This window comes from Micromonospora sp. NPDC049662 (genome assembly GCF_040675055.1).
Lineage (GTDB): Bacteria > Actinomycetota > Actinomycetes > Mycobacteriales > Micromonosporaceae > Micromonospora.
Genome location: NZ_JBFAOC010000003.1, coordinates 77,910 through 91,710, shown reverse-complemented (window position 1 = coordinate 91,710; position 13,801 = coordinate 77,910). Strand labels below are relative to the sequence as shown.

At 72.7% G+C, this 13,801-nt stretch carries 11 protein-coding genes and 1 pseudogene; 7 read left to right on the top strand and 5 right to left on the bottom strand.

Going from position 1 to position 13,801, the window contains the following annotated elements:
* Window positions 1–56: 56 nt before the first annotated feature.
* From AB0J36_RS03560 to AB0J36_RS03550, 3 genes are all read right to left on the bottom strand, one after another.
* Entirely contained in the window at window positions 57–1,073 is a 1,017-nt protein-coding gene (locus AB0J36_RS03560; RefSeq protein ID WP_357172479.1) for an ABC transporter permease subunit, read from the bottom strand.
* Window positions 1,070–2,080, bottom strand: coding sequence for an ATP-binding cassette domain-containing protein (locus tag AB0J36_RS03555; protein ID WP_357128843.1), 1,011 nt, complete (start codon window positions 2,078–2,080; stop codon window positions 1,070–1,072). Before AB0J36_RS03555 ends, AB0J36_RS03560 begins: the two co-directional genes overlap by 4 nt.
* Window positions 2,081–2,200: 120 nt before the next feature.
* On the bottom strand, window positions 2,201–2,986 hold the full coding sequence (locus AB0J36_RS03550; RefSeq protein WP_053654382.1) for a DeoR/GlpR family DNA-binding transcription regulator: 786 nt from the start codon (window positions 2,984–2,986) through the stop codon (window positions 2,201–2,203).
* A gap of 203 nt (window positions 2,987–3,189) precedes the next feature.
* Here AB0J36_RS03550 and AB0J36_RS03545 point away from each other — a divergent pair, with 203 nt between their 5' ends.
* Genes AB0J36_RS03545 through nagA form a run of 3 tightly spaced genes read left to right on the top strand, consistent with a single transcriptional unit; the run spans window position 3,190 to window position 6,194 of the window.
* The gene (locus tag AB0J36_RS03545; protein WP_357172482.1) at window positions 3,190–4,119 is read left to right on the top strand and encodes a sugar isomerase; all 930 of its coding nucleotides are present in this window, start codon (window positions 3,190–3,192) and stop codon (window positions 4,117–4,119) included.
* A complete protein-coding gene (locus AB0J36_RS03540) occupies window positions 4,116–5,069 on the top strand; it encodes an ROK family protein (RefSeq protein ID WP_357392328.1) in 954 nt (317 codons plus the stop codon). The genes AB0J36_RS03545 and AB0J36_RS03540 overlap by 4 nt, the downstream gene beginning before the upstream one ends.
* Window positions 5,070–5,084: 15 nt before the next feature.
* Window positions 5,085–6,194, top strand: coding sequence for an N-acetylglucosamine-6-phosphate deacetylase (nagA, locus tag AB0J36_RS03535; RefSeq protein ID WP_357128833.1), 1,110 nt, complete (start codon window positions 5,085–5,087; stop codon window positions 6,192–6,194).
* Window positions 6,195–6,485: 291 nt separating this feature from the next.
* Here nagA and AB0J36_RS03530 read toward each other — a convergent pair whose 3' ends face one another.
* On the bottom strand, window positions 6,486–7,709 hold the full coding sequence (locus tag AB0J36_RS03530; RefSeq protein WP_363660080.1) for a DUF4032 domain-containing protein: 1,224 nt from the start codon (window positions 7,707–7,709) through the stop codon (window positions 6,486–6,488).
* Window positions 7,710–7,799: 90 nt separating this feature from the next.
* Here AB0J36_RS03530 and AB0J36_RS03525 point away from each other — a divergent pair, with 90 nt between their 5' ends.
* The gene (locus AB0J36_RS03525) at window positions 7,800–8,546 is read left to right on the top strand and encodes a phosphatase PAP2 family protein (protein WP_357392327.1); all 747 of its coding nucleotides are present in this window, start codon (window positions 7,800–7,802) and stop codon (window positions 8,544–8,546) included.
* Between the two features lie 11 nt (window positions 8,547–8,557).
* Complete coding sequence (locus AB0J36_RS03520) at window positions 8,558–9,796, top strand: APC family permease (RefSeq protein WP_357392326.1); 1,239 nt, start codon at window positions 8,558–8,560, stop codon at window positions 9,794–9,796.
* A 48-nt stretch (window positions 9,797–9,844) separates the two neighbouring features.
* Here the strand turns inward: AB0J36_RS03520 and AB0J36_RS03515 are convergent.
* Window positions 9,845–11,584, bottom strand: a pseudogene (locus tag AB0J36_RS03515) (NAD-binding protein); the annotation flags it as partial.
* A 94-nt stretch (window positions 11,585–11,678) separates the two neighbouring features.
* Here AB0J36_RS03515 and AB0J36_RS03510 point away from each other — a divergent pair.
* On the top strand, window positions 11,679–12,161 hold the full coding sequence (locus AB0J36_RS03510; protein ID WP_357392325.1) for an MSMEG_6728 family protein: 483 nt from the start codon (window positions 11,679–11,681) through the stop codon (window positions 12,159–12,161).
* Window positions 12,162–12,190: 29 nt separating this feature from the next.
* Window positions 12,191–13,744 carry an FAD-dependent oxidoreductase gene (locus tag AB0J36_RS03505; protein ID WP_357128818.1) on the top strand — a complete coding sequence of 518 codons (1,554 nt, stop codon included), beginning with the start codon at window positions 12,191–12,193 and terminating at the stop codon, window positions 13,742–13,744.
* Window positions 13,745–13,801 lie beyond the last annotated feature (57 nt).

Genomic DNA, 13,801 nt, shown 5'->3' with positions numbered 1-13,801 from the left:
CACGTCGGGACACCCCGACGGTCGGAGCCGGCCACGTTACGCCGTTGACGTGTCGATCAGGAGATGTCGCGGCGCCGCATCGCCCAGATCGCCGCGCCGAGGATCACCACGAGCCCGACCGAGAAGATGGCGGAGGACTGCTGCCAGGTGATGTCCATCGTCTCCGGCTTGCACTCGCCGAAGTAGGTCGCGTTGCAGGACTGCCAGTTCTCCAGGGTGACGGTCTTCGTCATCCAGGCCAGCGCGTACGTGGGCAGCAGCCACGCCTCGGCGAACTTGACGCTCGCCATCGACAGCAGGATGCCGAGGCCGAACTGGCCGACAACCATCAGCGCCACGACACCGCCGAGGGCCATCGCGGTGTGCCGGCCCAGCGAGGCCAGCGCGAAGCCGATGGTGGTGATCACCAGCACCAGCGCCACACCGCGCAGCCCGGTCAGGGCGAACGACTGCCAGGCCCCCGAGGTCATCTTCTCGGTGCTGCCCCGGAAGCTGGCGACGGCCCAGAAGCCGGCGAACCACAGCACCGCGGCGGGCAGTGTCACCGCCAGGATGCCGGTGAGCAGCGCGGCCAGCTTGGTGAGCAGTACGGTGAGCCGCTTCGGCCGCCAGAGCAGCAGGTTCATCATGCCGCCGGTGCTCCACTCGGCTCCGACGAAGGACGCGCCGATCACGAACCCGACCAGGGCGAGGATCGCCGCGAACGGGACCAGTGTCTCGTCGAACGTCTTGCGGAAGTTGAACGTCGACGGCAGGAACCACTCCGCCTTGATCTCCTCGCGCGGCGGCGGAGTGATCATCGAACAGTCGTCGGGGTAGCGGCCGTCGCTCGAGGTGCCGGCCTTCTTGGCCTGCTCGCAGTTGACCCGCTCCTGCTCGCTCCAGCGGACCTGATCCTGGTACTGCTGGTCGGCCTGCCGCTCGGCCTTGGCGAGCTGGCCGGCGTCGATCTTCTGGTTGGTGAAGAAGACGCCGACCACCACGGCGGCCAGCACCAGCAGGCCGAGCAGCGTCATGTAGCGGGTGAAGCGCCGCTTGGCCAGCCGGCGCAGCTCCGTCCGATAGAGGCTCACGCGCCCCACCCTCCTCCGGTGGCGCCGGGCTGACCCGTCCCACCGACCTTCATGGACTCGTCGACCTGCCGGTGCTGGCCGGGGACCGGCGCGGTGGCGGTCAGTTCGAGGAAGACACTCTCCAGGTCGACCGCGATCGGGGCCAACTCGCTGACGTACAGGTTCTGCTCGGCTAGCAGCCGGGTCACCGACGCCGGCTTGTCGACGCCGGTCAGCATCAGGTGGTCCGGGTGCCCGGTGACCCGGATGCCGGCCCGGGTAAGGGCCTCGGTGGCCGTCGGCAGGTCACTGACCGCCTCCAGGCGTACCCGGACCGCGCCGGACGAGTGCTGGGCGAGCACCTCGTCGACCGGGCCGAAGGCGACCCGTCGACCGAGCGAGATGATGGTGACCGAGTCGCAGATGAGCTGGATCTCGCCGAGGATGTGGCTGGACAGCACCACGGTCATCCCGGACTCGGCGAGATTGCGCATCAGCGTGCGCATCTCGCGGATGCCGCCCGGGTCGAGGCCGTTGGCCGGCTCGTCGAGGATCAGCAGCCTCGGGTTCTTGAGTAGGGCGGACGCGACGGCGAGCCGCTGCTTCATGCCCAGCGAGTACGTCTTGACCCGCTCGCCGGACCGGTCGCGGAGCCCGACCAACTCCAGCACCTCGTCGACCCGCGTGGCGGGCACCTCGCCCGCCCCGGCCAGCAGGGACAGCGTGTCCCGTGCGGTGAAGTGCGGGAAGAACTGCGGGCTCTCGACGATCGCGCCGACCTGACCGGCGACGGTGGGCAGCGCGGCGGGCACCTCGTGCCCGAGCAGCGCCATCCGTCCGCCGTCGGGCCGGATCAGGCCGAGAAGCGTACGCAGCGTGGTGGTCTTGCCGGACCCGTTGGGACCCAGGAAGCCATGCACCTGCCCCGCGTCGACCTGCATGTCGAAGCCGTCGAGCGCGTTGCGGGTGCCGCGTCGACGACTCTTGTACGTCTTACGTAGACCTTCGATCTCCAGGACAGCTGGCAAGCTGCACCTCCCCCGATGGTGGGCGTGACAGCCGACACCATACGCGGTATGCAGCGGTGCGCAATACCCGGTATGCAGTGACACGCCGGTCGATGCGTTTCATCGACGGAGCGTGACCGTTCAGGCGCAGACGACCTGCACGCCGGCCGCCCGGAAGGCGTCCACCACCTCGGGCGCGGCCCCGGAGTCGGTCACCAGCGTCTCGACCCGCTCGACCGGGCAGATCCGGGCGAAGGCGTGACCGCCCAGCTTGGACGAGTCCGCTATGATCACGACCCGCTTGGCGCGCGCGACCATCAGGTTGTTCATGGCCGCCTCTCCCTCGTGGTGGGCGGCGGCGCCGAGCTGCGGGTCGATCGCGTCCACGCCGAGCAGGGCGACGTCCAGGGTGACCTCCCGCAGCAACGCGCCGCCGAGCGGGCCGACCAGCTCGAACGACTTCGGACGCACCACCCCGCCGGCCACGACCACCTTCATCCGGGACCGCACGAGAAGCTCGTTGGCGATGTTCAGCGCGTTGGTCACCACGGTGAGCTGGGCGCCCTCGGCACTGGTGTTGAGATCCGGCCGGACGGCCAGCGCCCGAGCAACCTCCGTGCTGGTGGTGCCGCCGTTGAGGCCGACCACGGTTCCGGGCGTGACGAGCGCCGCGGCGGCAGCGCCGATCCGCTGCTTCTCGGCCGAGTGCTTGGCCGTCTTGTAGCGCAGCGGCAGGTCGTACGAGACACCGTTGGCGACCGCGCCACCCCGGGTTCTGGTGATCATCTGCTGCTGGGCGAGCTGGTCGAAGTCACGCCGGATGGTCGCCTGGGAGACGTCCAGCCGCTCGGCGGCCGCCTCGACGCTGACCCGACCGTTGTCGGTCAGCATCTCCAGCAGGGCGTTCCATCTGGCGTACCGGTCCACCTCGGGGGCCCCTCCCAGTAACTGCACGGTCGGTGATTGATTGCGTGCACACTAGTGCGCGAAACTAGGCTTGCGCAAAAGGCTGGCCTGCGCGATCGGCCGGCCGGTTGCCACGACCACCTCGGTTCGCGCAGAATAACGCGCGAAATACGGCCCTTACGAGCCGTATTGCGCAGACAGGTCGGCCCTGCGAGGAGTTACTCATGGCGTACGTGGACGCGGAGATCGCGAGCCAACCCGACTGTTGGCGGGAGGCCGCGTCGCTGTCCAACGCCGTACGTGACGACCTTCCGCGCCCCGGCGAGCGGGTCGCCGTCGTCGGTTGCGGCACGTCGTGGTTCATGGCGATGGCGTACGCGGCCCGCCGCGAGCAGGCCGGCCAGGGCGAGACCGACGCGTTCCAGGCGTCCGAGTTCCCCGCCGGCCGCCAGTACGACCGGCTCATCGCGATCACCCGCTCCGGCACGACCACCGAGGTGCTGGAACTGCTCGCCGCGCTGCGGGGGCGTACGCCCACCACCGTCATCGTCGGTGACCCGGCGGCGCCCGCCGTCGACCTGGCCGCCGCCGCGGTGACCATGGCCTTCGCCGACGAGCGCTCGGTGGTGCAGACCCGTTTCGCGACGACCGCGCTGGCCCTGCTCCGGGCGAACCTCGGCGACCCGGTGACCGCGCTCGCCGCCGACGCCGAGGTGGCGGTGCGTTCCCCGCTGCCGATCGACCCGGCCACCATCGAGCAGGCCACCTTCCTCGGTCGCGGCTGGACGGTCGGCCTCGCCCAGGAGGCCGCGCTCAAGTGCCGGGAGGCGGCCACCTTCTGGGCCGAGGCGTACCCGGCGATGGACTACCGGCACGGTCCCATCTCGGTCGCCGCGCCGGGCCGGCTGGTCTGGGCGTTCGGCGAGTTGCCCGACGGGCTGCCCGAGGACGTCGCCGCCACCGGCGCCGCCTTCGTGCACAGCCGCACGCACGGTTGGCGCACGGTGCTCGGGAGCTGGTCGGCCGGTCGTACCCCGGTCGACCCGATGGCCGACCTGATCCTGGCGCAGCGATTCGCGGTCGCCCTGGCGACCAGCCGTGGCCTCGACCCGGACGCGCCACGACACCTGTCCCGGTCAGTGGTACTGGCGTGAGCGGTGCTGGGCGCGACGACCGGGTGGTCGTGGCGTTGGACGTCGGCGGCACCGGCATGAAGTGCGCCCTGGTCCGGCCGGACGGCGTGGCGGTACGCGCCGAACGACACCCCACCGACGCCGCGCGCGGGCCGGCCGCCGTGGTCGACACCATCCTCGGCGTGGCCGAAGGGCTGGCCGCCAAGGCCCGCGCCGACGGCTTCACCCCGGTCGCCATCGGCATCGCGGTCCCCGGGGTGGTGGACGAGGCGCGCGGGGTGGCGGTGTGGTCGGCGAACGTGGGCTTCCGGGCCGTACCGCTGCGGGACCTGGCGGTGCGACGGCTCGGGCTGCCCACCGCGCTCGGCCACGACGTGCGCGTCGGTGGTCTCGCCGAGGCCCGGCTCGGGGCCGGACGCGGCGCCGACCACGTGCTCTTCGTGGCGATCGGCACCGGCATCGCCGCCGCGCACGTCGTCGGCGGCCTGGCCGCCGTCGGCGCGCACGGCGCGGCCGGCGAGATCGGCCACATCATGGTCCGACCCGACGGTCCGCGTTGCGGATGCGGGCGGCCCGGCTGCCTGGAGGCGGTCGCGTCGGCGTCCGCGATCGGCCGGCGCTACGCGGAGCTGGCCGACGGCCGGCCCGACGCTCCGGTGACGGCTGCCGCCGTGGCCGAACGGGCGGCGGCCGGCGAACCGCTCGCCGCCGAGGTCTGGCGGTCGGCCGTCGAGGCGCTCGCCGACGGCCTGGCCACCGGGCAGGCACTGTTCGACGTGACGACGATCGTGCTCGGCGGCGGTCTCGCCCAGGCGGGCGACCTGCTGCTCGTCCCCCTCCGGGCGGCGCTGCACGAGCGGATGACCTTCCACCGTGAGCCGCAGCTCGTCGCGGCCGCCCTCGGCGACGAGGCCGGCTGCCTGGGGGCCGCCCTGCTCGCGCTCGACACCCTGGCCGCCGACCGTGCTTGACCAACAGGAGGAACGATGACCGAACGGGTGAACGGCCGAGTGGTGACCCCGACCGGTGTCATCCGGCAGGGCTGCGTCGAGTGGGACGGTGAACGGATCACCGCGGTGGCCGAGTACCCGTCGGTCCGCGACGGGCACTGGATCCTGCCGGGCTTCGTCGACATGCACACGCACGGCGGCGGGGGCCACACCTTCACCACAGGGGACGCCGACCAGGCCCGCGCCGCGGCCGCCTTCCACCTGGGACACGGCACCACCACGCTGCTGGCCAGTCTGGTCAGCGCGCCCTTCTCCGTGATGCGCTCGGCCACCGAGGCGTTCGCGCCGCTGGTCGACGAGGGTGTGCTGGCGGGGGTCCACTTCGAGGGTCCCTATCTCTCCGCCGCCCGCTGCGGCGCGCAGAACCCCGAGTACCTCCGGGACCCTTCCACCGAGGAGCTGTCCGAGCTGATCGAGCTGGGCCACGGCGCGGTCCGGATGGTCACCCTCGCGCCGGAGCGCGACGGCGCGCTGGAGGCGATCAAGCTGCTCACCGCGCAGCGCGTGGTGGCCGCCGTGGGTCACACCGACGCCACCTACGAGCAGACCCAGGCCGCGATCGCCGCCGGGGCGAGCGTGGGTACGCACCTGTTCAACGGCATGCGTCCGGTGCACCACCGCGAACCGGGCCCGGTGGTGGCCCTGCTGGACGCGTCCACCGTGGTCTGTGAACTGGTCGCCGACGGCGTACACCTGCACGACGGCATGCTGGCCTTCACCACCACGACCGCCGGCCCCGACCGGGCCGCGCTGATCACCGACGCGATGGCCGCCGCCGGAATGGCCGACGGCGAGTACGAGCTGGGCGGGCAGGCGGTGACCGTCGCCGACGGGGTGGCCCGGCTCGCCCGCGACGGCGCGATCGCCGGCAGCACGCTGACCATGGACGCGGCGCTGCGGCACGCCGTGCATGCCGGCATCCCGATGGCCGACGCCGCCCGGATGGCGGCGACCACCCCGGCCCGCGCGATCGGCCTGGGTGACCGCGTCGGCGCCCTCCAGGTGGGTCTCCGCTCCGACCTGGTCGTGCTCGACGACGACCTCAACGTGGTACGGGTGCTGCGCGGCGGTTCCTGGGTGGAGTGACGCGGATCGTGCCCTCCGGCGAGCGCCTGCGCATGCCTGTCGGAGAGCCTGTCGAGCTGCCCCAGATACGGGACGGGAGGGCACCGAAATCGAACCCGGCAGCAGCAGCCAACTCGACCCGACACGCCCCACCCCACATCCGGGGCAGCTCGACCCGACACATCGCGCCCCACATCCGGGGCAGCTCGACAGGGCATGAGGAAGGGGCCTGGTACCTCTCGCGGCGCAGCCCGACCGTGACGTCAGCCCATCGGCCGTGACGTCAGCCCCGATGGACGCGCGCGCTGGCGATCAGCTCAGGCTGGGGACGTCGACGCCGAGGATGGCCTGTTCGTCGGGGCGATGCACCAGCACGTCGGCCAGGTACGACTGGACCGCGTGTCGCATCCCCACGTCCCGGCCGGCCTGCTCGGAGAGCAGCCACTTGTGCTCGATGATCTGCGCGAACAGCTCCTGCGGCTCAAGCTTGCGCCGCAGGTGCGCGGGCACGGCCCGGACCACCGGCTCGAAGACCTCGGTGAGCCAGCGGTGCGCCGCCTGCTGCTCGTCGGTCAGATCGCTCTCCGCGCGGTAGGCGTCCAGGTCGTTGAGCAGCTTGCGGGCCTGGTTCTCCTCGGCGTCCAGACCGGTGAGCCGCAGCAGCCGCCGCGTGTGGTAGCCGGCGTCGACGACCTTCGGCCGGACCAGGTAACGCCCGTCCGCAGCGCTCGACATGGCCACCTCGGCCACGTCGAACCCCAGGTCGTTGAGGCGACGGATCCGGCCCTCGATGTCGTGCCGCGCCTGTCGCTCGATCGCCTGCTCGTAGGTGATCTCGTGCCACAGCCGCTCGTACCGCTGCACGACCTCCTCACAGACCAGCTCCGGGTCGATGGACTCGTGCAGCAGGCCGGCGGCCTGCAGGTCCAACGCCTCGCCGAAGATGTTCACCCGGGCGATCTCCAGGTCCTCGCCGCGCTGCCCGTTGGAGAGCGAATTGTGCAGCGCACCCGTCTCCGCGTCGACCAGGTAGGCGGCGAAGGCCCCCGCGTCCCGGCGGAACAGCGTGTTCGACAGCGAGCAGTCTCCCCAGAAGAAGCCGGTCAGGTGCATCCGCACGATCAGCGCCGCGAGCGCGTCGAGCAGCCGGCTCATCGTCTCCGGCCGAAGGGTGTGCGAGAAGAGCGCCCGGTACGGCAGGGAGAACTGGAGGTGCCGGGTGATCAGCGCCGATTCGAGGGGCTCCCCGTCGTCGGCCTGCCGGTCGGCGACGACCGCCACCGCCTCGACCGAGGGAAAGTCGATCCGCTCCAACGCGCGCAGCAGGTCGTACTCCCGCTCGGCGATCCGCTCGCGGGTCTCCTTGAAGGCGTACACGTAGTCGCCCAACCGGACGAACCGGACGATGTGCCGGGAGATGCCCTGCGGCAGGGCCACCAGGTGCTGGGCAGGCCACTCTTCCAGCGGTGTCGACCAGGGCAGGTCGAGCAGCGCCGGGTCGACGAGGGCAGACGTGATCCGCACGGGGACAAGCATGACGGGTAACCCCCCGCCTCCGCCGCACATCGTGGTTGGGCCCACAGCGCCGCACCTCCCGGTCTCGCGCCGGGCCGGTAGCGTGGTCGCGTGCTCAAACCCACGGGTGTACGACGTGACCTGCGGCTTCGGCCCGTCCGCCCGGCCGGCTGGTGGTTCGACGCCCTGCTGCTGGCCGGTTTCGGGGCGGTGACCCTGGCGCTGGCCAACGGGGCGCTGCTCGGGCTGGACCTCGCGGTCCGCGAATGGGCCTACGCCCATCACCCGGCGCCGATCTACTGGACGGCGCGGGTGTTGAACTTCCTCGGGCAGGGCGGCTGGCTGCTGATGCCGATCGCCGGGGCGCTCGGGCTGGCGGTCGCGTGGCGTTCCCGCACGGTTCGGCCACTGCTGCTGCTGGCGGCGGCGTTCGTGCTGCTGTACCTGACGGTCGGCCCGCTCAAGATCCTGACCGATCGGGCAGCGCCCAGCTCGGATCTGCCGCCGGGTGAGTCCGTCCGGATCTTCAACGACCTGCCGCCCACCGAGTACGACCTCTCCTATCCGTCGGGGCACGTCGCCAACGCGATCGTCTGGTACGGGGTGATCGCCGTGCTGCTGACCGCGCTGACGGCCGGGCGACTGCACCCGAGCGGGTACCGCCTGATCCGTTTCGCACCCCCGGCGATCCTGCTGGTCACCACGACATACCTGAATTTCCACTGGCTCACCGACGGCGTCGCGGCACTGCTGCTCGGCCTCTTCCTGGACCGGCTGCTGCACCGGCTGCCGTGGGACGATCTGCCGCTCCCCGGCCGGTTACGTGAGTGGGACCGCCCGTTCACGTCGTACCCCTAGGATTTCCGCTCGTGGATCGACTGGCGCGGCGGCTGGGCGTACCCGATGCGGTTGTCATCGGGTTGGGCTCGATGCTCGGCGCGGGCGTCTTCGTGGTCTTCGCCCCGGCCGCGGCGGCGGCCGGCGGCGCCGGCCTGCTGCCCGCGCTGCTGCTCGCCGGTTTCGTCGCCTTCTGCAACGCGACCAGCTCCGCGCGGCTGGCGGCCCGTTACCCGGAGTCCGGCGGCACCTACGTCTACGGCCGGGAACGCCTCGGCCCGCTGGCGGGATTCGTGGCGGGCTGGGGGTTCGTGGTCGGCAAGACGGCGAGCTGCGCGGCGATGGCGCTGACCATCGGGGCGTACCTGTGGCCAGGGCAGACCCGGCTGGTCGCCGTCGGCGCGGTCCTCGCGGTGACCGGCGTGAACCTGCGCGGCATCGGTAAGACGGCCACCGCCACGAAGGCGCTCGTCGCGCTGGTGCTCGCCGTGCTGGCCCTCGTCGCGGCCGTCGGTCTGGTGGGCGGGCCGGTGCACCTGGACCGGCTGACCGATACCGGCGGCTCCGCGCGAGGTGTGCTCACCGCCGCCGGGCTGCTGTTCTTCGCCTTCGCCGGGTACGCGCGGATCGCCACGCTCGGCGAGGAGGTGCGCGACCCGGAGCGGACCATCCCCCGGGCGGTGCCACTGGCCCTGGGGGCGGTGCTGGCGGTCTACCTGGTCCTGGCCGTGATCACGCTCGGCGTGCTGGGCGCCGACCGGCTGGCCGGGTCCGCCGCGCCCCTGGTCGACGTGGTGACCGCCGCCGGGCTGCCCGACCTGGCCTGGGTGGTCCGGGCCGGGGCGACCATCGCCGTCGTCGGGGTGCTGCTCTCCCTGGTCGCCGGGGTGGGCCGGACCACGCTCGCGATGGCCCGCCGCCACGACCTGCCCGGCGCGCTGGCCGCCGTGCACCCCGTGCGCCGGGTACCGCACCGCGCCGAGGTGGCGGTGGCCGCCGTGGTGATCGTGGTGGTGCTGCTCGGCGACGTACGGCAGGCGATCGGCTTCTCCAGCTGCACGGTGCTGGTCTACTACGCGATCACCAACGCGGCGGCGCTCACGTTGGGCCGGGACCGGGGGCGACGGCTACCGGTGCAGGTGCTCGCCGGGCTCGGGCTGGTCGGCTGCCTGCTGCTCGCGCTCAACCTGCCGCTGGGCAGCGTCCTCGCCGGCGTCGGCGTACTCGCCGCCGGGGCGGTGTGGCACGGCCTGCGGCAGCGGGATCGCTGAGAGGTCCGTCGCGCGCGGCACCGGGCTGGTCGTCGCGGGCGGGGCGCACTGCCGGGTCAGCCAGTCCAGGCCACGTCGGCGGGCGACCACGGTGAGCCGGTCGCCCGCGAAGATCACCTGGCGGGGATCGAGGTCCTTCCACCAGATGGTCTTCGCCGCGCCGGCCGGGGTCCGGGCGATCAGCCGGACCTGCCCGTCCCGGTTGACGGTGTCCAGCGGCCGGCCGTCCAGCTCGGAGCCGGCGGCGACCGGCACCTCGGCGACCGGCAGCGCGTGCCGGTCGACCGGGATGGTGGTGATGACCGCGCGTTCGGTGAGCGCGCCGATGAAGGCCGGGGCGGCCAGGTAGGAGACCGATCGGGACACCCCGAGCGCGAAGGTCTCCTCCACCCGCTCGGCGAAGTCACCGTCGAAGAGCCGCAGCACCACCCGCAGGTCGTCGCGGAGGTCGCGGGCGGCCAGCGCCGCCTCCAGGTTGGCGACGTCGTCGGTGGACGCCACCACCAGCGCCTGACAGTCCGCCACCGATGCGGCGGCCAGGGTCTCGGGCAGCGCGGCGTCGCCGACGACCAGTGGCACCTCCAACTGGCGGGCCAGGGCCGCGCCACGTGGCGCCGGGTCCTTGTCGATCGCCACGACCTCGACGTCGTACTCGCGCAGTTGGGCCATCACCCGCGTGCCGACGTTACCGAGGCCGATCACCACGACGTGCCCGGCGCGGGCCGGTTGCAGCAGACCGGTGTGCAGGGCGAGACGGGCGTTGACGATGCCGTCCACGACGACGGCGGTGATCAACGGGATCAGCGCGAGCCCGGCCAGGTTGAGCACCACCTGCATGATCTGCGCGTCGGCGGCCTTGCCGGTGTCCGGATCGGCGCCACTGAGGGTGGTGACCAGCGTCAGGTACAGCGCCTCCAGCGGAGAAACGCCCTCGGTGCGGGAGATCAGCGCGCCCAGCACCGCGATCACGGCGAGCACCAGCATCACCGCGATGCCGATCTTGCGGGTGGCGAAGCCGCGTACGGCCCGCACCAGCATCGTGACCGGCCGGCGTCGCCGCCGGGCCCGGACCAACCGGCGCGCGGCGACCTCGGTGCCCGGCGGCAGACCGGTCGCCTCGGCGAGCACCAGGTCCGCGCCGGCCTGCTCGGCCGGCAGCAACTCCATCCCCTGCCGCCCGTCGGGGCGGGCCAGCGCGCACACCACGTCCTGCGTCCGGACGTCGGCACGCCGCGCCACCCGCAACGTCTTGTCCCGGTGTTGGAAGGAGCTGGGATCGACCTCGCCGAGCGCGGCGGCCACGAACGCCGGGGCGGCCATCTCGGCGTCGGAGAGCACCTCGACGGGCGCCCTGATCAGCTTGCGGACGCCGTCGGCCAGGGTGCCGTTGAACATCCGCAGCACCTGCCGGACGCGCTGGTCGACGGCCTGGGCACAGAGCGCGGCGTGCAGGTTGCCCACGTCGTCCTGGTGCAGCAGGGCCAACCCGGTCGCCCCGGCCAGGCCGGCGGCCTCGAAGGTCGCCACGTCCAGGCGTTCCGAGCGGATCACGCGGACGCCGCGCAGGCTCGCCACGTCGGGACCGGTGCTGCGGTAGCGCTCCGGCACCACGACGGTGACCCGTGCGCCGCCCACGGGCAGGTCGGATTCGAGCAGCGCGCGGGCCACGTAGTAGGCCAGGGCGTCCCGGCCACAGATCACGTAGTGCGGACGCGGGTCACCGGCGGAGCGGAGCCGCCAGTTCCACTCGACCGCCCGTCGCGCCCGGTCCCGCCACGGCTCCGCCATGCCCGGATCGTAACCAGCACGATCACCCTGGGCGACCCCACCCGGATCGTCCCGGGCAGGCATGCCGACCCGGGCCGTGGGTAGAGCACCTGCCATGCAGACCTTCCTCCCGTACCCGGACTTTCTGGCCAGCGCCCGCGCGCTGGACCAGAAGCGGCTGGGCAAGCAGCGGGTGGAGGCCATCCAGGTGTTGCGCGGGCTCACCTGGCCGGGGTACGGGTGGCGCAACCACCCGGCCGTGAAGATGTGGGCCGGGTACGAGGAGGCGCTGACCCGGTACGGGCTGGACATGTGCGCCGTGTGGACCGAGCCGGGCCGGGCGGACACCTGCGCCTCCACGCTGACCGTCGACCTCGCCGCCGCCTGCGGGGCGGGTGTCGTACGCACCCAGGACGAGCTGGCCCGCGCCGGTGACCTGCCACCCTGGCTCGGCCGTGACGACCTGCACCTGAGCCACCGCTCCTCGCTGCTGCGCAAGGACCCGACGCACTACGCCCCGATCTTCGGCACCGACACGCCCGACGACCTGGAGTACGTCTGGCCCGCGTCCGACCGGGCGCGGCGCTGCCTGGCATAGGAGACTGGCGGCAGACGAGGGAGGTGCCCATGGCGCTGTCGCGTGTGGTGGGTCGGCTCATCGGCGTACGCCAGCATGAGGTGGACCCCGGCGGCGGTGGCGCCGCCCGCGTGCCGCGCCCGGTCGCGGCGGTCGTGGTCGGCGCGGGCATCGCCGGCATGTCGGCGGCCGTGGTGCTCGCCGAACGCGGCGTGGACGTGACCGTGCTGGAGGCCGCGCCGACCATCGGTGGACGGCTGGGCGCCTGGCCGGAGGCCCTGCCCGACGGGGAGCAGCAGAACGAGCACGGCTTCCACGCGTTTTTCCGGCAGTACTACAACTGGCGGTCCATCCTCCGGCGCGTCGAGCCCGGCCTGGGCTTTCTCAAACCGATCCCGGGCTATCCGATCCTGAGCGCGCAGTGGCCGACCGAGGAGTTCGGCCGGCTGCCCCCCGCGCCTCCGGCGAACCTGCTCGCGCTGCTGCTGCGCAGTCCCAGCCTGCGCCTGGCGGACCTGCGGTCGATGGACCGGGACGCGGCGTTGCCGCTGCTCACCTACGATCCGGTCCGCACCTACGCCGAACTGGACGACACCACGGCCGACGAGTTGCTGGCGTCGCTGCGGCTGCCGGACCGGGCGCGGGCGATGCTGTTCGAGGTCTTCTCCCACTCGTTCTTCAACCACGAGGCGGAGATGTCGGCGGCCGAGATGGTCGCCCAGTTCCACTTCTACCTGCTGGGCAATCCGGAGGGGCTGGCCTTCGACTGCCCGGACGAGGACTATGCGACGGCGATCTGGCAGCCGCTGACCCGGCACGTGGAGAAGCACGGCGGTCGGGTGCTCACCCGCTCCGGCGCGACGGGGGTGCACCGTGACGGTGCCGGCTGGCGGGTGACGACCACCGACGGCGGCGACCACCGGGCGGAGCACGTGGTGCTGGCCGTCGATCCGCCCGCGCTCGCCGCGCTGGTGGCGGCCTCCCCCGACCTGGTCGCGCGGGCACCGGAGTTGGCGGCACGGATGCCCCGCTTCGGCCGGCCCGGCCCGCCGTACGCGGTGGCGCGATACTGGTGCGACGGCGACGTCGCCGCCGACCGGGCGGTGTTCAGCGGGGTGTCCCGGCAGCCCACTCTGGACTCGGTGACGCTGTACCACCGGTTGGAGAACGAGTCGCGGCGCTGGGCGCACCGCACCGGCGGTTCGGTCGTGGAGCTGCACGCGTACGCCTGTGCGCCCGGCGTGCCGGCCGACGAGTTGGCCGAACGGATGCGCCGCGAGCTGGTGACGCTCTGGCCGGAGGCCGCTGACCTGCGGGTCCGGGAACTGCGCGCCCGGGTGGAGGCGCAGGCCCCCGCGTTCACGCCGGGCAGCCACGCCTGGCGTCCGGGGGTCCGCACCGAGGCCGCGGGTGTCTACCTGGCCGGCGACGGGATCGCGACGAACTTTCCGAGCGCGCTGATGGAACGCTCGGCGGCCACCGGGATCATCGCGGCGAACCACATCCTGCGGGCACAGGGTGCCGCGACCGAGCCGGTGCGCTCGGTCCGCCCGCGCGGCCTGCTGGCCGGGCGAGCAGCCCCAAAACGATCAAAAGCGACATAAGCGACGGTACGCTGCCGTACGCTCGATTGATCATCCGTCGATCGACCGGGCGGGAGG

Excerpts from the sequence above, each read along its gene's own strand:
- AB0J36_RS03545 (WP_357172482.1), top strand. The coding sequence starts at position 3,190 with ATGGCGTACGTGGACGCGGAGATCGCGAGCCAACCCGACTGTTGGCGG.
- nagA (WP_357128833.1), top strand. The coding sequence starts at position 5,085 with ATGACCGAACGGGTGAACGGCCGAGTGGTGACCCCGACCGGTGTCATC.
- AB0J36_RS03530 (WP_363660080.1), bottom strand. The coding sequence starts at position 7,709 with ATGCTTGTCCCCGTGCGGATCACGTCTGCCCTCGTCGACCCGGCGCTG.
- AB0J36_RS03510 (WP_357392325.1), top strand. The coding sequence starts at position 11,679 with ATGCAGACCTTCCTCCCGTACCCGGACTTTCTGGCCAGCGCCCGCGCG.
- AB0J36_RS03505 (WP_357128818.1), top strand. The coding sequence starts at position 12,191 with ATGGCGCTGTCGCGTGTGGTGGGTCGGCTCATCGGCGTACGCCAGCAT.